The following is a 21,303-nucleotide window of genomic DNA, read 5'->3' as shown; positions in this document are numbered from 1 at the left end:
GTGTCGTTCACGATCGACTTCGGGTGGCTAGAGGCGGTGATGCTCGCCTCGGTGCGAATGGTCGCCTTTCTCGTCATCGCGCCGCCGTTCTCGAGCAACGCCTTCCCGATCCGCATCAAGGCGGTGCTCTCAGTGGGTCTCGCGCTCGCCGTCGCCCCGATCGTGAGCACAAGCTACGTCTCGCCCGACCTCGGCGGCTTCGTTCTCGAGCTCATCCTCGAGGTGGTGGTCGGTCTGCTGCTCGGCTTTCTCGTCATGGTCGTGTTCTCGGCCATCCAATCCGCCGGCAACCTGGTCGACCTGTTCGGTGGCTTCCAGCTCGCCCAGGCCTTCGACCCGCAGATGATGATCAACGGCGCGCAGTTCACCCGCCTGTTCCAGATGACCGCGCTGGTGCTGCTGTTCGCCTCGAACGGCTACCAGTTCATCATCGGCGGCCTGACCCGCAGCTTCACCGCCATTCCGATCGGCGGGGGAATCGACTTCGCCGCGCCGATGAAGGTGCTGACGGATGCCGTCGGCGGCATGCTCCTCTCCTCCCTCCAGATCGCGGGGCCGCTGATCGTGGTGCTGTTTCTCGCGGACGCCGGACTCGGCCTGCTCACCCGGGTAGCCCCGGCTCTCAACGCCTTCGCTCTCGGCTTTCCGATCAAGATCCTGATCACCCTCACGCTGGCCTCGACCGTCTTCCTGGCGATGCCGCACATCGTGGAGGCCGTCACCGGCGACTCCATCGAAGCGCTCGTGGGGGTGAGGTAGATGGCAACGGATTCCGGCGAGAAGACCGAGGACGCGACCGAGAAGCGCATGAAGGAGGTCCGCGGGAAGGGCCAGCTGCAGCGCTCGCAAGACCTCACCGCGTGGGTCGCCATCGGCGCGGCCGCGGTAATGATCCCGATCGCCGTGCAGTCGGGAGCAAACGCGACCTCCGACCAGTTCTTCCGTCTCGGTGACATCGCCAAGAACCCGAGCCCCGAGGCCGCGGTCAAGGCCCTCGGCGACGGGCTGCTCTCGATCGGCGGCATTATCCTGCCGCTGCTCATCGTGGTCTTGATCGCCGTGATCGCGTCTGCAGCGCTGCAGGGCGGCATCCACTTCAAGCAGTTCGCGCCCAAGTTCGACAACCTCGACCTGCTGCAGGGAACGAAACGGATGTTCGGCCTCGAAGCACTGTGGGGTGGCGCGAAGGCGGTGCTCAAGACGGCCGTCGTCACCATCGTGTTGCTCGTGGTCATCCAGGGTCTGATGCCGACGCTGATGACCGCCGGGGGCCTTCCCGCCGCCGAGCTCATCACCGCGGCCGGGGGCGGTGCAGCAGCCCTCGTGCAGGCGGCGGTCGCCGCGGGCCTGGTGTTGGCGGCCGCCGATGCCGTCGTCGTGATGCGCCGCAACCGCAGCAAGACCAAGATGACCAAAAAAGAGGTAAAAGACGAGAACAAGGCCTCTGACGGAGACCCGCTGATCAAGTCGCAGCGTCGCTCACGCCAGCTGGCGATGAGCCGCAATCGCATGATGTCGGCCATCGCCGACGCCGACGTGGTGCTCGTCAACCCCACCCACTTCGCCGTGGCGCTGGCGTACGAGCCGGGCAAGTCGGCACCGCGCGTGGTGGCGAAGGGTGCCGGCGTGATCGCTGCCCGCATTCGTGAACAGGCCGAGACCGACCACGTGCCGATCGTCAAAGACATCCCGCTGGCCCGGGCGCTTCACGCGCAGTGCGAGATCGGCCACGAGATCCCGGTGGAGCTGTACAACGCCGTCGCCCAGGTGCTCGCCTTCGTGCTCGCTCTGAAGAACCGCGGTGCTGCACAGGGCACCCACACCATGACCACGCTCGTCCCAGCTCTCAACAGTGCACTCGGAGGCAACTGATGAAGAACCGCAATCTCGGCAGACTGGCCGTGCCGATCGGGGTGGTGGGCATCATCCTGCTGCTCGTCGTGCCGGTCCCGGCGTTCCTGCTCGACGTCCTCATCATCATCAACATCCTGCTGGCGCTGGTCACCCTACTCACCACGATGTTCGTCAAGAAGCCGCTCGACTTCTCCGTCTTTCCGTCGCTGCTGCTCGTGGCGACCCTGTTTCGCCTCGGCCTCAACGTCGCCTCCACCCGACTGGTGCTCGGGCAGGGTTACGCGGGTGACGTCATCGCGGCTTTCGGTCACGTGGCGGTCGGCGGCTCGATCATCATCGGCGCCGTCATCTTCCTGATCCTGGTTGTCATCCAATTCGTCGTCGTCACCAAGGGTGCGGAGCGCGTGGCCGAGGTCGGTGCCCGCTTCACCCTCGACGCCATGCCCGGCAAGCAGATGGCGATCGACGCCGACCTCAACGCCGGTCTCATCACCGACGTGCAGGCCCGCGAGCGCCGCGCCGAGGTATCGGCAGAGGCCGACTTCTACGGTGCGATGGACGGCGCATCCAAGTTCGTCAAGGGCGACGCGATCGCCGGCATCGTGATCATCGTCATCAACATCATCGGTGGCATCGCGATCGGCATGATCCAGAACGGGCTCTCGATCGGCGACGCGGTCAGCAAGTACACGCTGCTCACCATCGGTGACGGCCTGGTCTCGCAGATCCCGGCGCTGCTGATGGCGGTCTCTACCGGCATGATCGTCACCCGGTCGAATGCCGAAGCCGACATGGGCACCAACGCCTCGAAGCAGCTCACCCAGTCGCGCTACGCGCTGATCATCGCCGGATGCGCGGCGATCCTCATGGGCTTCATCCCCGGCATGCCGGTGATCGCTTTCATCATCGTTGGCGCGACGCTGATCATCATCGCCCAGCGCATAAAGTCGCGCGAGACGATGGATGCCAAGCGGGCGGCGCTCGCCGAGATCGCGCCAGACACCACCCAGTCGGTCACCACCGAGCAGCTTCTCGATCAGATGCGGGTGCACGCGCTCGAGATCATGCTCGCCCCCGACCTGGTCGACATCGTGTCCGACGCCTCCGACGACCTGCTCGCCCGGGTGCGCTCGCTGCGCCGCAAGATCGCCATGGAGCTCGGCATCGTCGTGCCTCCCGTGCGCACCCGCGACAACATCGAGCTCCCTCCGTCGACCTACGTCATCCGCATCGCCGGTGTCGAGGCCGGTCGAGGCGTAGCCCCGGCCGGCAAGGTGCTCGCGCTCGGCGACGCTCTCGACGCGCTGCCCGGCACGTCGACGATCGAGCCGGTGTTCGGCCTGGCCGGCAAATGGGTGCCGAGCGAGTCGCGGCATAGCGCCGAGATCACCGGTGCCACCGTGATCGACAGGGTCTCGGTGGTGGTCACCCACCTCTCGTCGATCATCACCAGCAATGCCGCGCGACTGCTCACCCGAGAGGATGTCCGCGTGCTCACGGCCGGCGTCAAGGAGGTCAGCCCGTCCGCCGTCGACGAGCTCACGCCGAACCTGCTCTCGCTCGCAGAGGTGCAGCGCGTGCTCCAGGGACTCCTGGCCGAGCTCATCCCGATCAACGATCTTCCCCGCATCTTCGAGGCGCTGTCGCTGCGAGCCAAGGTGTCGAACGATCCAGAGGGTCTGATCGAGGCCGCTCGCGCAGCCCTCGGCCCGGCACTCACCGCGCAGTATCTCGATGGCCAGCTGTTGCGTGTCATCATGATCGACCCGATGCTCGAGCAGTCGATGCTCGAGGGCCTTCGTCCATCGGAACTGGGCACGCAGATCCTCATGGATCAGCAGCAGCTCGAGACCGTGCTCGGCTCCGTGCGCGATGTCGTCTCCCGCGTGGAGGCGACCGGGGTGTCTGCGGTGCTGGTCTGCGCCCCCGCGCTGCGGCCGGCCATCCGTCGCTTGATCTCGGCGCAGGCGAACGGGCTGCCGGTGCTGTCCTACCAAGAGGTAACCTCGGCCAATGTGAACATCGAGACCGTCGGGGTGGTGAGAGTTGCCGAATCGATTTCGGCTTGAAGGCTCGTCGCTTGACGAGCTGAATGCCCGAGTGTTGGCGGAGCACGGACCGACCGCCTCGATCGTCGCCGTGACCCCGAAGACCACCGGCGGTGTTGCGGGCTTCTTCGCCCAGCGCACCTACGAGGTGGAGGTCGACGTTCCTGACGGCACCGCGCGAGACGCCCACGTCTTCGACCTCGGGACGCGCGCGGGTCTGGCCGCCCTGCTGGACGAGGCGGATGCGAAGGAGGCGGAGGTGCCGATCTTCACCGCGCCTCCTTCCGCCGCCCCGAGTCCCGCTCCCGAGCCCCCGCACATTGCGCCAGTTCATACTGCGCCCCAGCAGACCGCGCCCCTGCACTACGAGCAGGTTCCGCGGCTGTCGACCACGAGCGCGAGCTTCGACACGATCATGGCCGACCTCAGTTACAACACCGCGCAGATCCTGCCGACGGTGGAAGGCCCTGCCGTGTTCCGCCGGGCTCCGCTCTCCGGCGCGGGAGACATGATCGTGGTGATCGGTCTCGGCACCGATCCGCTCGATGTCGCGCGAGAGATGTCGGCCGCCCTCGGGCGCCGGGCACTCACCGTGGCCGGCGCCGTTCTCGATGACGGCCTATTCCGCCTGACCGACCGTCGCATGGTGGTCGCTGCGCGCGCCGCAGGCGTCCGGGAGGAGCATCCCGTGTTCGTCGCCCTCGGCCTGCCGCGCATCGGCTTCGACGACGACGCGGCCTTCGCCCTGCACCTGGTGCAGGCCGATCAGGTCTGGGTGGTGGTGGATGTCGGGCGCAAGCCAGCAGACACCGAGCGCTGGGTACGCGCCGTGCAGGCCGTCGTGCACGTGGACGCCGTCGCGGTCGTCGGCAGTGATGCGACCACTACCCCCAACACGGTCCACGATCTCGGGCTGCAGGTCGGCTGGTCGCAGCCGGTCGAGCTGGGCCCGAGTCGCTAGGCTGGCGGGATGCTGGTGCTGACGCGCAAGGCGGGCGAGAAGATCGTGATCGGCGACGATATCGTCGTGACGATCCTCGACGTGCGCGGCGACGGCATCCGGATCGGCATCGATGCCCCGCGCGGGGTGAAGATCCAGCGCGAAGAGGTGCTGCTCGCCGTCACGGAGGCGAACATGGCCGCGGCCTCCGCCGAGGACTCCGATGCGGAGCGCATCAAGTCGGCACTCGGCATCACGCTGCCGCCCGCCTAGTTCACCCGCATAGTTCCTGGGCCGCCGAACTGCCCCGCCCCCGCGCGAGTCTCCCGGCAGTCCGCCCTTCGTGCGAGTCTCCGGCAGTCCGCCCCCGCGCGAGTCTTCCGCCAGTCCGCCAACAGGATGAGATCGCCCAACGTGCGCTCAACAGGCCAGTTTCGGCATTCCCGAGCCTGCCATCCTGTTGACCGACGTGACGATGTGTGACGTGGATATTCCAGGTCGTCGAGGCGAGGCTCAGTCGTCCAGCTCGTCCTCGAGAAACCCGGCGGAGCGGGCGTAGGCCAGCGCCGCCGCCGACGGCGAGAAGCTCTCGGGCACGCTGGCGTTGGCGAACGAGTGAACGGTGTCGAGGTAGCTGAACTCGGCGACGGGCGTGCCGTGATCCTTGAGGTTGTTCACGAACGATTCCGGGTCGGCCTCGGCGCCCCAGTCGTCGGTCTCGGCGAAGTGCAGTTGCACGGGGCAGGGGATGACGCCGTGTTCCGACGGGGTGAGGGTCGCATAGTAGGCGACCACGGCATCCGTCGCCCCACCCTGGGCGTGCAGCAGCGCCAGCCAGCCGCCCATCGAGAAGCCGACCGTGCCGATGCGCCCTGACCCCTCGAGGTGTGCGGTGCGGATCTCCTCGTCGAGCAGGGCGAGAGCGGTGCCGACGTCGAGTTGCTGCATGAGCGACTCCGCAGTGTCGGGGTCGGTCGTCGCGACGCCGCTGTACAGGTCGGGCACGATCACCCGGAAGCCGACGTGCGCGAGCGCCTTGGCGTAGTCGTCGAGCGCGGGCAGGCGGCCGTACCAGTCGTGGACGAGCAGCACGGCGGGGTTGCCGAGCTCACCGAAATACAGCGGGATCCCGGGGGAAGGGATCTCGATCAACTCAGCCATCGTGGCCTCCTGTGGCGCCACTCTATCGCCCGCCCCGGCGCCAGCGGCAGCCCCCGTCGCGCTCAGGCAGTCGCGCGCCGGGAGTCGTGTATTTTCGTCGGCACGGGTGCGTGCCTTGCGACGAAAACCCGCACCTCCCCGGAGCACAATGGATGACATGCCCCGCCGTCACGTCTCGACCGACGTCACCGTGTCCCGCGTGTACGCCGAAGACCGCGACGCCTACGTGCGCGTCAACTCCGTCGGTACCGGCGGAACCCGCCCATTCGTGCTCGTTCCCGGCATCGGCGTCTCCTCGACCTATTTCGAGAAACTCGCCCCGCACCTCAACGAGTTCGGCCCCGTTCACGCCCTCGACCTGCCGGGTTTCGGCGGGGTGCCGCACCCCTCCAGCACGCTGTCGATCCGCCAGTACGCCGACCTCGTGGGCCGCGTCATCGACGAACTACAGCTCGACGACCCGATCGTCGTCGGCCACTCGATGGGCAGTCAGGTGGTCAGCGATCTGGTGTCTCGGCGCCCCGAAATCTCGACGGTCGTGTTGATCGGCCCGGTCATCCATCCCGCCGAACGGCGAATCCCGACCCAGGCGTTGCGATTCCTCCAGGCGAGTTGGCACGAGCCGTTCACCGTGAAAGTACTCGCCATCAGCGCCTACCTGTTTTGTGGCTTCCGCTGGTTCTCGCGCGTGCTGCCGAAGATGATGTCATTTCCGATCGAAGAACGGCTACCGCACATTCAGGCGCAGACGCTCGTCATTCGCGGCGAGTTCGACGCCGTCTGCCCGCGCGAGTGGGTGGAGCGCGTGGGGGAGTTGCTCCCCCATTCCAAGCTCTGGGAGATCCCTGGCGCCGCCCACTCAGTGATGTACGCGCACGCCGAAGAGGTCGCGCGGCTCTGTGTCAAGTACGCCCGCAGGCCGTACGCCGACGACGACGAACTGCACATTCTGGATGACGCGGCCCCCGCCGACCCCACCGACGACGCCGTCGCGACCCCCGCCGACCTGGCGAAAGCCGTCTCGGGTCGCATCATCGAGACCATCGGAATTCTGCAGGACGACGACGCGAAGATCGCCGAGGGTAAGTCGACCGCCGCCGAGGCGGTCGCCGACGAGCAGCGTAATGGCCGACGGGCGAACCCAGCGGGGTAGCGCCAGAACCACTGTCCCGGCGCCACACGCTCAGCGGATAATTGCAGGGTGACGATCACCGCTTCCATTCCGCAGATCATGAAGGCGCCAGCGCGAGCATTCTGGGTGGTCGCGTTCGCGTATCTGATCCTGGTGGCACAGGCCGGGGCTCCGTCGCCCCTGTACCCGGTCTACGCGATGGAGTTCGCCCTCTCGCCGGTGCAGCTCACGTCGGTCTTCGCGATCTATGTCGTGGGGCTGTTGCTGACGCTGGTGACATTCGGCTCGCTCTCCGACCATGTCGGACGGCGCCCGGTGATCCTCGCCGGCACGGTCATCGCGATCGCGGCACTGATCGTCTTCGCCGTGGCCTCCGATTTCACGCTTCTGCTCGTGGCACGGGCGCTGCAGGGCGCGAGCATCGGAGTCGTGACCGGCGCGCTCGGGGCGGCCCTTATCGACCTGCAGTCGCCGTCGCGCCCGCGGCTCGCGGCGGTGCTCAACGGGGCATTGCCGCCGATCGGTCTCACGGTCGGCTCGCTGAGCTCCGGTTTCCTCGTGCAGTTCGCGCCAGATCCCACTAGTTTCGTCTTCTTCGTATACATCGGGCTGATCGCGATTTCCGGCATCCTGATCGCCTTCCTGCCCGAGCGCGCGCCGGACTCGAGCCGCAGTGCGGCGCTGCGCTCATTACGGCCAGCGATCACGATCCCTCCGTCGACGCGCCGCATCCTCGCCGCCGTCGTGGGCTGCATGATCTCGAGCTGGGCGTTGGGCGGTCTCTACCTCGGGCTCGGGCCGACGATCGTGAGCACGATCCTGCACATCGACAATCACCTCGCCGGTGCCCTGGCGGTGGCGACGCTCACCGGTGTCGGTGCGATCACCGGTCTGGTGGTGCAGGGGCTGAATGCCCGCACGGCGATGATGGTCGGCGCCGGTGCGCTGGTGGTCGGGCCCGGCCTCACCGTGCTCGCCCTTCAGTTGGGTTCGGTGCCCGGGTTCTACCTGAGCACGATCGTGGCCGGGATAGGTTTCGGGGCGGGATTCCAATGCGCACTCCGGTTGGTGCTGGGCGTCGCCCCCGCCGTGGGGCGTGCCGGTCTGCTGTCGACCGTGTACGTGATCAGTTACCTCTCCCTCGGTCTGCCGAGCGTCGTGGCCGGGCTGCTCGTTCCCGTCGTGGGGCTGCAGCAGGTGATCGCGATGTATGCCGGGTTCGTCGCCCTGCTGGCGATCATCGCGCTCTCGCTTCAGTTCGTGCTCAAGGCCGATAAGGCCCGCGAGATCGTGGCGGAGAGACTCGCCGAATGACACAGCCCACTCCCAGGGTGCGCGGAGGATTCCGGGCATGTTCTCGTGATCTCGTTGTTATACCCCATGAGTACTTCACCCCGTAGAGGAGACATCATGTCGGCTACAGATTCCACCAGGTCATACACCGCAACACCCGAGGCCATCGCCGCGTTGACCCGCAAGCAGTTTCAGGTAACGCAGAATGATGCGACCGAACCCGCGTTCAACAACGAATACTGGGACAACCACGAGAAGGGCATCTACGTCGATGTCGTCTCGGGTGAACCCCTGTTCTCGTCGACCGACAAGTACGACAGCCGGTCTGGTTGGCCGAGCTTCACCGCCCCGATCGACTCGTCGAACGTGGTCAAGAACGTCGACAACACGTTCGGGATGAAGCGCACCGAGGTGCGCTCGGCGCACGGTGACAGCCACCTTGGTCACCTGTTCGACGACGGCCCGATCGAGGCCGGTGGCCTGCGCTACTGCATCAACTCCGCGTCGCTTCGCTTCATCCCGCTCTCCGAGCTCGAGAGCCAGGGCTACGGCGACTACGCACGACTGTTCCAGAACAACTGAGATTCAACCGCCGAGGAGGCACACGATGAGTGACAAGAGAGAGACCGCAATTCTGGCCGGTGGCTGTTTCTGGGGAGCGCAGCAGCTGCTACGTCGTCGCCCCGGAGTCATTTCCAGCCAGGTCGGCTACTCGGGTGGCGACACCCCCAACGCCACCTACCGCAACCACGGTGACCACGCCGAGTCGGTCGAGATCGTCTACGACCCCGACGTGATCTCGTACCGCGACCTGCTGGAGTTCTTCTTCCAGATCCACGACCCGTCGACCGAGAACCGCCAGGGCAACGACATCGGCCGCAGCTACCGCTCGGGGATCTACTACACGAACGACGAGCAGAAGCGTGTTGCCCTCGACACGATCGCGGATGTCGACGCCTCCGGTCTCTGGCCGGGCCCGGTCGTCACCGAGGTCAAGCCAGCCGGTGACTTCTGGCGCGCGGAGGACGAGCACCAGGACTACCTCGAGGTCTACCCGAACGGCTACACCTGCCACTACGTGCGCCCGGGGTGGAAGCTCCCTCACCGCGACGAGGTCGCCGTCTAGCCAGTACGGCACGAAAGTCAGTAACTGTGCGAGAGCCCGGCTGAGAAATCAGCCGGGCTTTCGTTTTTCCAGCCCGTGCTGTCTACCCCGAACTGGGGGGCTCCGAGGGTGGCTGGAGGGGCCGCCACGGCCCTTTCCCGACACCCCCGACGGCTAAACTTCTGGTCGCTTTGGCGCTCACGGGGGGCGCTAGCGACGAGGAGTTCCATTGCACGATCGGGTCGGGCCCACACGAGTGGCACGTCGAAACACGCTGGCGGCGGTGACACTGAGCGCGGCACTTCTCGCGGTTCCTGTGTGCGGCTTCGGCGGTGTCTCTGCAGCCCAGGCGGCTGAGCGCACGGCGCCAGCGCCGTCCACAAGTTCGTCGATCGCCGGCGCAACCACACCACAGAAGGCTCCGGTCGAACCCGGGCCAGGAGCCGATGGTGTGCAGGTCGGGGCGGGTTCGTACGCGCCGACGCCGCCGAACACGATCACCGACAGTGCAGACGTTCAGAACACTCTGAATCAGCACCTCTACATCGATCCGTCGCAGGCCGGCAAGCCCGTTCCCACCAACCAGTGGTGGACCGACCTCGTGGTGAGCAAGTATTCCGGCGACATGTGGGCGAATCCCTTCGTTTCGTCGAACAGCGCGAACGGCACCACCCTCACCTACCCGACCACCTGGAACGCCGACGGCACCCAGATGAAGCTCGACGACGGCATCACCGTCGGGGGCAAGGTCGCGGCCACGCTCGATCCCTCCGATGACCTGATCACCGACTTCGAGCACGGTATCCCCTCGGGCTGGACGGCCACGGGCACGGCGTTCGCCAGTACGGCGAACAGCACCCCGAAGGGGCAGGGCACGGTCTCCGGCTGGCTTGACGACCGTTTCCTCGACTCCTGGACGGATGATGGCGGCGACGGCGCGACCGGAACCCTCACGTCCCCCGACTTCACCATCGACAAGACCTCGCTGTCGTTCATGATCGCGGGCGGCAAGGACCTGGCGAAGGAGGCACTCCAGGTCGTCGTCGACGGTTCTGTCGTTGCCAGCGCGACCGGCACGCAATCCGAGCAGCTGCAGTGGGCGAACCTCGACCTCACCCCGTGGCAGGGCAAGCGGGCACAGCTGCGGGTAGTAGACGGGCTGAACGCCGGGTGGGCCCACATCGAGCTCGACCAGATTGTTCTCACGAATGTTCCGGCAGGCATCGCGCAGCGTTTCTCGACGTCATTCACCGCGGCAGAGGCGGATGCACTCCGCTGGGGTGATTGGAACGTCAGCTGGCGCATGCCGCAGACCGGCGCACCCGGGCAGTACATGGACGTCACGAGCGTCCAGGGTGTGCCGTACGAGTGGTTCGAGTACACCGGCGAGACCCCGCGCATCACCACGCAGGCCACCGCGACGGTCACCGACGGCGACGGGAAGGCGATTTCCTTCCCGTTCACCGGTGACCGCTTCGAGATCCGCCAGAACGGTCATGTCTTCGGCGTTCACGCCCCGGCAGAGACGACCTTCACGCGCTCCGGCACCACGATCGACGCCTCGCCCGGAACGAAGTACATCGTGCTGAGCGCGGTTCCGAAGACCGGCCTCAGCCTCGACCAGCTCCACAAGTACGCGTTCGCTGTTCCGCGGAACACGACGATGGATTACTCGTACGACGCCGCGAAGGGCACGGTCGACGAGACCTGGAAGATCGACACCGATGCTCTTCAGGGCAGCAACCACGACACCATCCAGGGCTGGATCAAGCACCAGTACAAGGACTCCGATAACAGCCTCAGCTTCACCGGCGCCACCTACGCGACCCCTCGCGGCACCATGAAGACGACGATCGGACACAGCGGCTGGAACCTCAGCTACGCGTTCTCGGGAATGACGCCGATCGGCGGCACCCCGGATGCGAGCGCAGACAACGGCGACTTTGCCACCGTCATGCGCAAGTACCTGTCCGACTACGCGTCGAGGACCACCTACGGCGGCGACACCTACTGGGGCGGAAAAGACCTCGAGCAGCTTGCCGAGTACATGATGGTCGCGCGGCAGATCGGCGACACCGAGCAGGAGCAGAAGCTGCAGGACACGCTCGAGGGAGCGCTCACCGACTGGTACACCTACACGACGGGGGAGAGCGCGCACTTCTTTGCGCGCTACCCCACCTGGAAGGCACTGATCGGTTTCGGTGACTCCTACGGGTCGGCGCAGTTCAACGACAATCACTTCCACTACGGCTACTTCGCCGTCGCGACCGCGTTGCTCGGCCAGGTCGACCCGACGTGGATCGCGAAGTACGAAGCCATGGCGACCCTCGTCGTGAAGGAATACGCGAACTGGGACCGGGATTCCACCGAGTTCCCGCATCTTCGTACCTTCGGCGTCTGGGAGGGGCACTCCAACGCCGGCGGAGTGTCTTCGCCCGGCGGCAACAACCAGGAGTCGTCGTCGGAGGCCATCCAGTCGGAGGCCGGCCTGTTCCTGCTGGGCTCCGTGCTCGGCGACAAGCAGATGCAGGCGACCGGCGCGATGGAGTACGTCAACGAGCGCGCTGCGGTGCGCGAGTACTACCAGAACGCCGCGGGCAACCCGGCCTCGTCGAGCTACGACGGCGATGGCGCGTTTCCGGCCGCGTACGGCCACGGCCAGGCCGGCATCCTGTTCGACAGCGGGCAGGCCGAGGCGACCTACTTCTCGGGTGATCCCGCCTGGATCTACGGCATCCAGTGGATGCCCACCGCTCCATGGTTCGACTACTTCGGCTGGGACCCGAAGTTCTCGAAAGCGATCATGCAGCAGATGATGAAGGCCCGCCCCGAGATCGTCGGCAACGACGGAGTGAAGGGCGGCAACATCGGGCACATTCAGATGCTCACCAAGAAGTGGTGGGGCGTCGGTACCTACGGAGCCGACCCAATCACCGAAAATCGTGACGATGCGATCCGGGAGCTCGAAGACGCCATCCGCGCCACCGAGCGAAACCATCCCGGCTATGTGACCGCGCGCACGGCGAACAATCCTCTGTACGACGCCGCGACCGACACGCTCTACGTCTCGGTCGATGCGTCGGGCGCGGTGGTCTTCCCCGAGAAGTATTGGACGCCGACGACGCTTCCCGCGTCGCTCACGCCGATCAAGCTCACGGGCGCCGAGGCCGACAAGCAGCCGACCGACTGGGCGATCCCGTCACCGCTGCTCGGCTTCCTGTCCACGAACTACCAGGCCGACCCCGTGACGACCGCTCGTCTGTACAGCGCCGATCTGTCGAATTACACGCCGGGAAAGGACACCGCCCAGGCGGCAGCGGTCTTCAGCGACATGGGCGATGCGCTCGGTGAGGTCGTGCTTGGGTACCTTGCCCAGTACGACCCGAGCACCTACGCGGACATCCACGCGGCGCTATGGAACGCGAAGGACCCGGCTGTGACCGGCCAGTCGATGGCCGGGATGGTGTACTACCAGGGCATGTCGAACCTCGCGGTCGGCACCGAGGTGACCACACGTCACACGAGCGACCCGCTCAGCCAGGTCTTCCGGGACGCGGCTGGAAAGTACACGTACGTGCTGGATAACCCGGATGCTGTCCAGCACAGCTACGACGTCTACGACGGTGACACGGTGATCGGTCAGATCGCGGTGCCGGCCAAGACGCAGATCTCGTCGCACCTGGATGCCCACCTCACCCGGGTCGTCGTCTCCACCGTCGGCAGCCCGAAGACCATCGCGCCGAAGTCGACCACCCGGTTCGACGTCGTGGGATACGACCAGTACGGTGCGACCTTCCCCACCAGGGGATTGGTCTGGAGCGCCAGCGCCGGAAGCATCTCCGCCGACGGCCAGTTCGTTGCGCCGGCAGCCACCGACACGGTGACGGTCACCGCGGCGATCGGCGGCGTGAAAGACAGCTACTCCTTCCGGGTCGATCGGTCACCGACGCTGACCTCATTGACGGTCACTCCTGGCTTCGACCGAGTGGTGGCCGGTACGCCGGTGACGTTCAGCGCGGCGGGTCGGGATCAGTACGGGGACGTCGCGGCGCTTCCCGGTGACGTGACCTGGTCGTACACCGGTCCCGGCGCCGTCGGGCCCGACGGCACGCTCGTCACGACGGGACCGGGATCGGGCTATGTCGTCGCGACGATCGGTGGCATCGAGGGCTCCTCGGTCGCCTCATCGGTCGCCACGATCCCCGACGCGGCGCTCCACGCGGTTGCGACGGCGAGTTCGACCCGCGGCGCCAGCGTGAAGGCCGTCATCGACGGGGACACACAGACCCGCTGGGAGAGCGAGTGGGGCATCGACGCCGTCGACGTGACGCTCGATCTCGGACGAGAGACCGACATCTCGACCGTGGGCATCCGGTGGGAGGACGCCGCCGCGGCGAAGTACGACCTGCAGGTTGCCGATAGCGCAGACGGCCCGTGGCGCACGGTCAGAGAGGTCACGAAGGCCGCCCCGACGCCGGACAGCCTCGACGTCGACGCGACGGGTCGCTTCGTGCGCATGCACGGCCTCAGCCGTCTGCGCAGCCAGTACGGCTACTCGATCTGGGACTTCCAGGTCTTCGGCACGCCGGCCGAGAGCGCCATCACGCCGACCGCCGTGCTGCTCGCACCGCGCGCCACGTCGGTGCTCGCCGGTGACACGGCCGCGCTGAACGCGTATGCGTTCGACGACGCCGGAAACGGCGGGGCTGTCGCCCCGGCTGACACCGTCTGGGCGATCACGGGCGGCGGCACGGTGAGTGCGAAGGGTGTCGTCACGGCGGCGGCGAAGGCCGGGGTCACCTCGACCGTCACGGCGACAGTTGGGGGAACGGCGTCGACCGCGACGGTGACCACCGTGGCGAACGGGGATGCCAGTACCCCGGCGACTCCGAGCCCCTCCCGCAACATCGCCGTGGGCAAGCCGGTCACCACGTCGTCCATCGAGCGCGGCGGTCTCGCCGGTGAGCAGGCCGTCGACGGCGACACCGATACGCGCTGGTCGAGCGCGCCGGTGGAAGGCCAATGGATCGCGGTGGATCTCGGTGCAGTGCTGCCGATCGACGCGGTGCAGTTCGACTGGGAGGCGGCATACGCGAAGGGATACCAGATCCAGGTTCGCAACACCGAGACCGCGGAGTGGCGCACCGTCGCTACCGTCACGGGCAGCACGGGCGGCACCGACCGCACCGCCCTCGACGGCGTTTCCGCGCGGTACGTGCGCATGCTCGGAGGCGAACGCAGCTCTCCGTACGGATACTCGCTGTACGAGTTCGAGGTCTACTCGACGCAGGGTGCGCCATCCCCGGATCTGGCGCACAAGCATCCGGTGGAGTCGTCATCGGACGAGTCGGGGAGCTTTCCGGCGAAGAACGCGGTCGACGGTGACGCCGGCTCGCGCTGGGCGAGTGGCCACACCGACGGCGAGTGGTTGGACGTCGATCTCGGCGCGGTGACCCCGGTGCACAGCGCGACGCTGAACTGGGAGGGAGCGTACGGCTCCGCCTATCTGATCCAGGGGCGCACCAGCCCGTTCAGTACCTGGACCACCGTCGCGACGGTATCGAACGGCGACGGCGGCACCGACTCGGTCGCGCTGTCCGGCGACTGGCGGTACATCCGAATGCAGGGCGTCACCCGCGCAACCCCGTACGGCTACTCGCTGTACTCGATAGAGATCCACTGATCGGGTAGCAATTGAGCGTCCGCGCGAGGACGCGTATCGCCCTTCGACAAGCTCAGGGACCGTGGTAATCGGTCCCAGAGCTTGTCGAAGGGTCCTCGCGGCCTACTCAATCAGCGGATTTTTAGTAGCCCTTCGCACTCACCCGCACCTCCCAGGGCCGAAGCGCCCCGGGGCTCGCGTCGTAGTTCGACAGCAGCGGCTCGAAACCCTCGTCGTCCAGCTCGACGGATGTGTGCACGCTCGAGAAATTCGCCACCACCCGCAGCACTCGCCCCTCCCACGCCCGCTCGTAGGCGAAGACGGTCTCGTGGTTCGGGAGCAGCAGCCGGAAGTCGCCGTTCACGACCACCGGGTCGCTCTTACGCAACGCGATCAGGCGCCGGTAGTGGTGGAAGATCGAGTCGGGGTCGGCGACCGCTGCCGCCGCATTGACGGTGGCGTAGTCGGGGGTGGCCGCGATCCAGGGGGTTCCGGTCGTGAAGCCGGCGTGTGCGGCATCCGTCCACTGCATCGGGGTGCGGGCGTTGTCCCGAGAGGTGACGCGCAGGCGCCGCATCAGGGTCTCGTCGTCGGTGCCGAGCGCGCGCTGCTCCGCGTAGTAACGCAGCGATTCGATGTCGCGCACGTCGTTGATCGTCTCGAAGACGGTGTTCGACATCCCGAGTTCCTCGCCCTGATAGACGTATGGCGTGCCGCGAAGCAGGTGAAGCACAGTGCCGAGCAGCTTGGCCGACTGCTGCCGATATTCGCCGTCGTCGCCGAAGCGCGAGACTGCACGCGGCTGGTCGTGGTTGCCCCAGTACAGGCTGTTCCAGCCGACGTCGGAGAGCCCGAGCTGCCACGTCGCCAGCGAGGCTTTGAGGTCGACGAGGGGGAGTGGGCGGGCATCCCCGTACCGTCCGTCGGGGCCGTAGTCGAGCTCGACGTGCTCGAACTGGAACACCATGTCGACTTCGGCGCGCTCCTGGTCGGTGTACAGCCGCGCCTGCTCCACCGATGCGCCGGGCATTTCGCCGACGGTGAGGATGTGCTCGGGGCGACCGGCAAAGACCGCCTGGTGCATCTCCTGCAGGTATTCGTGGATGCGCGGTCCGTAACTGAACAACGGGAATCCGCTGGCAAGCGCGGTTCCCGGGCTGGCCGCGCCATCCGGCAGCCCCTCGGCTTTGGAGATGAAGTTGATGACGTCCATGCGGAAGCCGTCGACGCCGCGGTCGAGCCACCAGCGCATCATCTCGTAGACGGCCTGACGCACCTCGGGGTTCTCCCAGTTGAGGTCGGCCTGTTTGACCGCAAAAAGGTGCAGGTAGTACTCCTGCGTGCGCCCGTCGAGCTGCCAGGCCGGTCCGAAGAACAAGGAGGCCCAGTTGTTGGGCTCGGCGCCGGGTTCGCCTGGCGCGAACCCCTCGCGCGGCTTCCGCCAGATGTACCAGTCACGTTTGGGGTTGTCGAGGCTCGACGACGACTCGACGAACCACGGGTGCTCGTCGGAGGTGTGGTTGACGACGAGGTCCATCATCAATTTCATGCCCCGCGCGTGCAGTCCGGCGATGAGCCGGTCGAGGTCGCCGATGTTGCCGAATACCGGGTCGACCGCGTAGTAGTCGCTGATGTCGTAGCCGTTGTCGGCCTGCGGGGAGGCGTAGATCGGGCTGAGCCAGACGACATCCACCCCCAGCTCGGCGAGGTAGTCGAGTTTGTCGATGATGCCCGGCAGGTCGCCGATGCCGTCGCCGTTGGAGTCGGCGAAACTGCGCGGGTAGACCTGATAGACGACGGCGCTTTTCCACCAGTCGTCGGTGTGGATGTCTGGCATGGGTGTTGCTCACTTCCTTACGTGTGGTGTCGCCCCTCGACCGTAGACGGGTCGGTGCGGATGCGGAAGCGGCAGCACCTACCTAGGCTGGTTGCATGGCTGATCCGACGCCTCGAGACTCGCGGCTGAACGCGGCCCGCTATCGGGTCGATGGCTCTACGCCGTCCGATGAGGTGCCGGAGGAGGAGAAGGATGTCGCGGGTCAGACCCGCATGGACGCCCGCTCCCAGTACGTGGAGATCCAGCTCCAGCAGGCGATGCGCCGCGGCGATTTCGACGACCTGCCCGGCGCGGGAAAGCCGATCCCTGATCTGCACGAGGCGTATGACCCGAATTGGTGGATCCGCCGCAAGATCGAGCGCGAGCGCCTCACCGGGCTGGGCCCGCCGGCCCTGACGCTGCGCACGGAGAACGCCTCCCTCGATGCCCAGCTCGATGCGCTGGCCTCGGAGCGCCAGGTGCGCGAGGTGCTGGATGACTTCAATTCGCGAATCGTCGCGGCCCGGCGTCAGCTGCAGGGCGGCCCGCCGGTGGTGACCCCTCCCCGGGACGTCGATGCCACGATCGCGGCCTGGCGCCACCGCCGCGAGACCCGCCAGCGGGAGCTCGCGGACGCGCAGGAGCAGGCGCGGGCGGCGCTCGCCGCGATGTCCTGGCGCGAGCGTCGTCGTGCGCGTCGAGGGGGCTCCACCGCGTAGCGCGTAGCGCGGATCTCAGATCGACGCGGGCTCGGCCTCTCCCCAGCCAGACTGGCTGGCCTGACTTCAGTGCGTGGTGCACAACGCTGAGTCGTTTCGCAGGAACGCCTGCACAACCGCCAGCAGTTGTGCACCGTTTCCTGCAGAACGGAGGGTTGTTCTGCGGGAGTTCCTGCAGAACAGAGGTCTATTGGCGAGAGTGCGAGAGCGCGAGTGCGAGAGCGAGCGTGATCCAGAGCGTGCGGGAGCGTGCATGAGCCAGAGCCCGCGATGCCCCGCACAAGCTAGCCACCCGCGCCCGCGCTAGCCGCAGAGGCTCGTTACGCCCCGATCGGCAGTCGCGAGAGCAGACTCATCACGACGACGGCCGAACGCTCGGCGGCATCGTCGACGTGAGTGAGATGATCGTCTTCCGCGACCGGGCCGCACAGGTCGGAGATCCCGCGCACCGAGACGAACGGAACGCCCCACGAGTGCGCGGTCTGCGCGATCGCGCTCGTTTCCATGTCAGTCGAGAGCACGCCGTCGAACTGCTCACGGATGCGCAGCGCACGATCCTCGCTGACAAAGGCATCACTCGACACCATCAGCCCGTCGTGAATGGTGCGACCGTCGAGCGCCGTCCGATCGATCAGGGCCAGGATGTCCGCCTCGGTCCCATACCGTGGCGGCATGCCGGGAACCTGACCGAGCTGGTAACCGAACGCTCGGGCGTCCGCATCGAGGGTCAGGTACTCCGCGCCGACCACCACGTCCCCCACGAGCACCGACGCGGCGACGCCGCCCGCTGTGCCCGCGCTGATCACCAGCGGGTTCGCCTCGGGGTCGCTTGAGCGCGCAGCCAGGATCGCCGAGGTGGCCGCCCCGGCGGCGTTGGCAAGCCCGATGCCGCTGTGCACCAGCAGCACGGGGTGACCGGCGAGGGAGATCATCCGCTGCACGGAGCGCCCGACCGTGACCGGTTCACCGACCTCGGTCGCTCGAGCGAGAAAGGGCGCGGCCTCATCCGCCATGGCGGCGATCAGGATCGCGTCAACCGCGGTGGTCATCGGGTGACCGTGCTCCAGCCGTCGCGCTCTGCGAGGAAGCCGCGCACCGCATCCTGCGCAGCCTCGAGCGAATGGTTCGCGCCCCAGCCGCACTGCACCTCGTTGGCGGCCGGTACTTCGGTCGCCTCGAGGATGTCGGTCATGGTCGCCTCGACCAGCGCGAGCGCCTCGTCATAGTCGGTCTCACCCTGCAGAATTAGATAGAAACCGGTCTGGCAGCCCATCGGGGAGAAGTCGATGACCTTATCCGAGTGGTTGCGTGACTTCTCGGCGAAGAGGTGCTCGATCGAGTGCACCGCCGGCATCTCGAGGTGCGCGACATTCGGCTGGGTGAAGCGCACGTCGTACTTGGTGAGCACATCGCCGTGGGGCAATACCTTGTGATCCGCGATGCGGATGTACGGGGCTGCGACCGTAGTGTGATCGAGATTGAAGGATTCGACGTTCATGCGTGGCTGATTCATGGCGCCTGCGATTCTACGGCGACGGGCTGGATCCGCCCAGGTACGGGCGCAACGCCGCGGTCAGCGGGCGCGCGAGCAGGCCACTGAAGGTCGCTGTCATGTGGTGCTCGTCGGAGTACACCAGCGTGCGGCCGATGATGGGTGGGCACGATGTCGGCCCACAGAAGTACTCGGTGAGGTCGATGTGGCCGGTGCCAAGGCGCTTCGCCACGGCGACATCCGCCGCCGCGATCGCATGGTTGACGCCGTCGGCGGGTGACACCGCGCAGCGATCCGCGTTGTCGAGATTGCCAGCGAGACAGAGCACCGGCGAGCTGGCGAACTCCGGCGAGTCGGCGAGGGTCACGACCTTCGAGCTCGCGGGCAGCTGCTCGATCGACGTGGTGAAGCCGTGCTCCCAGTCCCGTTCCTCAACGTCGTAGCTGCGACCGACGGTCGGCCCGAGGTGGTTGGCCAGCACGACAACGGTCGGCGGATGCGCGCGCAACCGGGCGAGGACATCCGTTCTCCAGCGGGTGCAGCCTGCGTTCTCGGTCGCGGCCCACGCGGCCGCGGTATCGACGGAGCGGCAGCGCGACTTCGTGAAGGTCTCCACCCGGGCGCCGAGCGCATCGGCCGCCTGCTTCAGCGCGGGAAACCACCGGCCCGCGTGCGAATCGCCGAACAGCGCGATCACGATCGTGGCGTCTGGGTCTCCGAAGGAGCAGCTCAGCACATCGTCCTTCGCCATGCCTTGCTGGCATCCATCGGTGTAGAGCTCGCCGGTGTCCGCGGTAGCGTCGGCGAGCGATGGAGACACGTTCGACGGCACGAAGTCGGTCGCGCGCGGGTTCGGAGCGACCACCGTCGAGGCCACCGCGCGATCGGTGGCGAGCGGAATCATCGCCACTGCGGGCCCCGCCCCGAGCAGCACGCCGAGAACCGTGACCGTCGCAACTCCCGAGGCGATCAGTGCCCGTCGCGGTGGGGCCACTCGGCGCCGCCGGAACGGCGTCTCAACGAACCGGAACAGCAGATAGGCCAGTGGCACGGCAGCAGCCCCGAGAATGACCGCGAGGGCGAGCGGCAGCGGACGGTCCAGGCCGAGCCTCTCGTGGGCGAGCACCAGCAGCGGCCAATGCACAAGATAGAGCGAGTACGAGATCGCGCCGACGAACACCAGCGGACGGATGCCGAGAACTCTCCCTACCGACCCGTGCCCCGACTGCGCTCCGAACGCGATCACGAGCATCGCGCCGGCCACGGGGACCAGCGCGGGCCATCCCGGGTACACCGTGTCCGGCCCGAGCAGCACGGCCGAGGCGAGGATGGCCGCGAGGCCGAGCCAGCCGAGCGCCGGCGTCATCCGGTATTGCCGCAGCGGCAGCAGCGCGACGAGGGCGCCAGCCGCGAGCTCCCACGCGCGCGCGGGAAGGGAGAAGAAGGCCAACGGCTGGGCGGTCGCGGTGAGCAGGAGGCAGGCGGCGAAGGAGGCGATGGCGAGGGCGGCGACGATGATCGTGAGTCGCGGCATCCGTCGGCGAGTGAGCAGGAAGATGCCGAGGAGGAGCACCGGCCAGAGCAGGTAGAACTGCTCCTCGATACCGAGCGACCAAAAGTGCTGGAAGGGCGAGGGGGCGGTGCCGGCGAGGTAGTCGGTCTTCAGCAGGGCGAAGCGGATGTTGGGGATGTAGAGCACTGATGCGACGGCGTCGGTGACGATGTCCCGCAGGCGGAGCGGTGAGACGAGCACGAAGGCGGCCGCGGTAGTGAGCAGGATCACGGCGAGCGACGCGGGAAGGATGCGGCGGGCGCGGTCAGCGTAAAACCGCGGAAGATCGATGCGACCGCGTTGTCGCAATTGGGCAAGCAGGCCGCGACTGATGACGAACCCGGAGACGACGAAGAACACATCGACACCGACGTAGCCGCCAGAGAGCCCCGGCACTCCCGCATGATTCAGCACGACCAGCAGCACCGCGACGGCACGCAACCCCTGAATGTCGGGGCGGAACGCCGTGCTGCTCACCTAACCCCCACATCGCACCAGACAGAATCGGGCGACCGTACCAGCGGGAGCG

The 21,303-nt window shown here is 67.0% G+C and carries 16 protein-coding genes; 11 read left to right on the top strand and 5 right to left on the bottom strand.

Translation table 11 applies throughout. The features are described from left to right. From IV501_RS13590 to csrA, 5 genes are read left to right on the top strand one after another with little or no spacing between them, the layout of a single operon-like run. Window positions 1-759: a flagellar biosynthetic protein FliR gene (locus IV501_RS13590; protein WP_200556858.1), complete on the top strand. Its 759-nt coding sequence runs from the start codon at window positions 1-3 to the stop codon at window positions 757-759. Beyond that, window positions 760-1,872 (top strand): EscU/YscU/HrcU family type III secretion system export apparatus switch protein, encoded by a 1,113-nt coding sequence (locus IV501_RS13585; RefSeq protein WP_200556857.1) that lies wholly within the window; start codon window positions 760-762, stop codon window positions 1,870-1,872. It begins immediately after the preceding gene. Further along, on the top strand, window positions 1,872-3,923 hold the full coding sequence (locus IV501_RS13580) for a flagellar biosynthesis protein FlhA (RefSeq protein WP_200556856.1): 2,052 nt from the start codon (window positions 1,872-1,874) through the stop codon (window positions 3,921-3,923). The genes IV501_RS13585 and IV501_RS13580 overlap by 1 nt, the downstream gene beginning before the upstream one ends. Further along, window positions 3,901-4,863 carry a hypothetical protein gene (locus IV501_RS13575; protein ID WP_200556855.1) on the top strand — a complete coding sequence of 321 codons (963 nt, stop codon included), beginning with the start codon at window positions 3,901-3,903 and terminating at the stop codon, window positions 4,861-4,863. The genes IV501_RS13580 and IV501_RS13575 overlap by 23 nt, the downstream gene beginning before the upstream one ends. A gap of 9 nt (window positions 4,864-4,872) precedes the next feature. Further along, a complete protein-coding gene (csrA, locus tag IV501_RS13570; RefSeq protein ID WP_200556854.1) occupies window positions 4,873-5,115 on the top strand; it encodes a carbon storage regulator CsrA in 243 nt (80 codons plus the stop codon). A gap of 240 nt (window positions 5,116-5,355) precedes the next feature. Here the strand turns inward: csrA and IV501_RS13565 are convergent, their stop codons facing one another. Then, entirely contained in the window at window positions 5,356-6,003 is a 648-nt protein-coding gene (locus IV501_RS13565) for a dienelactone hydrolase family protein (RefSeq protein ID WP_200556852.1), read from the bottom strand. 157 nt (window positions 6,004-6,160) lie between these two features. On the opposite strand from IV501_RS13565, the gene IV501_RS13560 reads away from it, so the two are divergent. The 5 genes from IV501_RS13560 (at window position 6,161) to IV501_RS13540 (ending at window position 15,216) form a co-directional block, all read left to right on the top strand. Then, the gene (locus IV501_RS13560) at window positions 6,161-7,156 is read left to right on the top strand and encodes an alpha/beta fold hydrolase (RefSeq protein WP_200556851.1); all 996 of its coding nucleotides are present in this window, start codon (window positions 6,161-6,163) and stop codon (window positions 7,154-7,156) included. 48 nt (window positions 7,157-7,204) lie between these two features. Next, a complete protein-coding gene (locus tag IV501_RS13555; RefSeq protein ID WP_200556850.1) occupies window positions 7,205-8,449 on the top strand; it encodes an MFS transporter in 1,245 nt (414 codons plus the stop codon). A gap of 96 nt (window positions 8,450-8,545) precedes the next feature. Then, on the top strand, window positions 8,546-9,010 hold the full coding sequence (msrB, locus tag IV501_RS13550; RefSeq protein ID WP_200556849.1) for a peptide-methionine (R)-S-oxide reductase MsrB: 465 nt from the start codon (window positions 8,546-8,548) through the stop codon (window positions 9,008-9,010). Window positions 9,011-9,035: 25 nt separating this feature from the next. Then, window positions 9,036-9,554: a peptide-methionine (S)-S-oxide reductase MsrA gene (gene msrA, locus IV501_RS13545; protein ID WP_200556848.1), complete on the top strand. Its 519-nt coding sequence runs from the start codon at window positions 9,036-9,038 to the stop codon at window positions 9,552-9,554. 262 nt (window positions 9,555-9,816) lie between these two features. Beyond that, on the top strand, window positions 9,817-15,216 hold the full coding sequence (locus IV501_RS13540) for a discoidin domain-containing protein (RefSeq protein ID WP_200556847.1): 5,400 nt from the start codon (window positions 9,817-9,819) through the stop codon (window positions 15,214-15,216). Window positions 15,217-15,337: 121 nt separating this feature from the next. On the opposite strand, the gene IV501_RS13535 is transcribed toward IV501_RS13540, so the two are convergent. Next, window positions 15,338-17,032: a glycoside hydrolase family 13 protein gene (locus tag IV501_RS13535; protein ID WP_200556846.1), complete on the bottom strand. Its 1,695-nt coding sequence runs from the start codon at window positions 17,030-17,032 to the stop codon at window positions 15,338-15,340. A gap of 95 nt (window positions 17,033-17,127) precedes the next feature. Here IV501_RS13535 and IV501_RS13530 point away from each other — a divergent pair, with 95 nt between their 5' ends. Then, window positions 17,128-17,730, top strand: coding sequence for a DnaJ family domain-containing protein (locus tag IV501_RS13530; protein ID WP_200556845.1), 603 nt, complete (start codon window positions 17,128-17,130; stop codon window positions 17,728-17,730). A 320-nt stretch (window positions 17,731-18,050) separates the two neighbouring features. Here IV501_RS13530 and mtnN read toward each other — a convergent pair whose 3' ends face one another. From mtnN to IV501_RS16620, 3 genes are read right to left on the bottom strand one after another with little or no spacing between them, the layout of a single operon-like run. Then, window positions 18,051-18,779 carry a 5'-methylthioadenosine/S-adenosylhomocysteine nucleosidase gene (gene mtnN, locus IV501_RS13525; protein ID WP_200556844.1) on the bottom strand — a complete coding sequence of 243 codons (729 nt, stop codon included), beginning with the start codon at window positions 18,777-18,779 and terminating at the stop codon, window positions 18,051-18,053. Then, the gene (locus IV501_RS13520; protein WP_200556843.1) at window positions 18,776-19,243 is read right to left on the bottom strand and encodes an S-ribosylhomocysteine lyase; all 468 of its coding nucleotides are present in this window, start codon (window positions 19,241-19,243) and stop codon (window positions 18,776-18,778) included. Before IV501_RS13520 ends, mtnN begins: the two co-directional genes overlap by 4 nt. A gap of 13 nt (window positions 19,244-19,256) precedes the next feature. Continuing rightward, window positions 19,257-21,251 (bottom strand): acyltransferase family protein, encoded by a 1,995-nt coding sequence (locus tag IV501_RS16620; protein ID WP_200556842.1) that lies wholly within the window; start codon window positions 21,249-21,251, stop codon window positions 19,257-19,259. Window positions 21,252-21,303 lie beyond the last annotated feature (52 nt).

This window comes from Lacisediminihabitans changchengi, from assembly GCF_016634425.1.
GTDB classification, from domain to species: Bacteria; Actinomycetota; Actinomycetes; order Actinomycetales; family Microbacteriaceae; genus Lacisediminihabitans; species Lacisediminihabitans changchengi.
This window is presented reverse-complemented; position numbering and strand designations above follow the sequence as displayed.

What these genes read in the sequence shown, in the direction of transcription:
- IV501_RS13585 (WP_200556857.1), top strand. Translation starts at nt 760, where the DNA reads ATGGCAACGGATTCCGGCGAGAAGACCGAGGACGCGACCGAGAAGCGC.
- msrA (WP_200556848.1), top strand. Translation starts at nt 9,036, where the DNA reads ATGAGTGACAAGAGAGAGACCGCAATTCTGGCCGGTGGCTGTTTCTGG.
- IV501_RS13565 (WP_200556852.1), bottom strand. Translation starts at nt 6,003, where the DNA reads ATGGCTGAGTTGATCGAGATCCCTTCCCCCGGGATCCCGCTGTATTTC.
- mtnN (WP_200556844.1), bottom strand. Translation starts at nt 18,779, where the DNA reads ATGACCACCGCGGTTGACGCGATCCTGATCGCCGCCATGGCGGATGAG.
- csrA (WP_200556854.1), top strand. Translation starts at nt 4,873, where the DNA reads ATGCTGGTGCTGACGCGCAAGGCGGGCGAGAAGATCGTGATCGGCGAC.
- msrB (WP_200556849.1), top strand. Translation starts at nt 8,546, where the DNA reads ATGTCGGCTACAGATTCCACCAGGTCATACACCGCAACACCCGAGGCC.
- IV501_RS13520 (WP_200556843.1), bottom strand. Translation starts at nt 19,243, where the DNA reads ATGAATCAGCCACGCATGAACGTCGAATCCTTCAATCTCGATCACACT.
- IV501_RS13580 (WP_200556856.1), top strand. Translation starts at nt 1,872, where the DNA reads ATGAAGAACCGCAATCTCGGCAGACTGGCCGTGCCGATCGGGGTGGTG.
- IV501_RS13535 (WP_200556846.1), bottom strand. Translation starts at nt 17,032, where the DNA reads ATGCCAGACATCCACACCGACGACTGGTGGAAAAGCGCCGTCGTCTAT.
- IV501_RS13530 (WP_200556845.1), top strand. Translation starts at nt 17,128, where the DNA reads ATGGCTGATCCGACGCCTCGAGACTCGCGGCTGAACGCGGCCCGCTAT.
- IV501_RS13560 (WP_200556851.1), top strand. Translation starts at nt 6,161, where the DNA reads ATGCCCCGCCGTCACGTCTCGACCGACGTCACCGTGTCCCGCGTGTAC.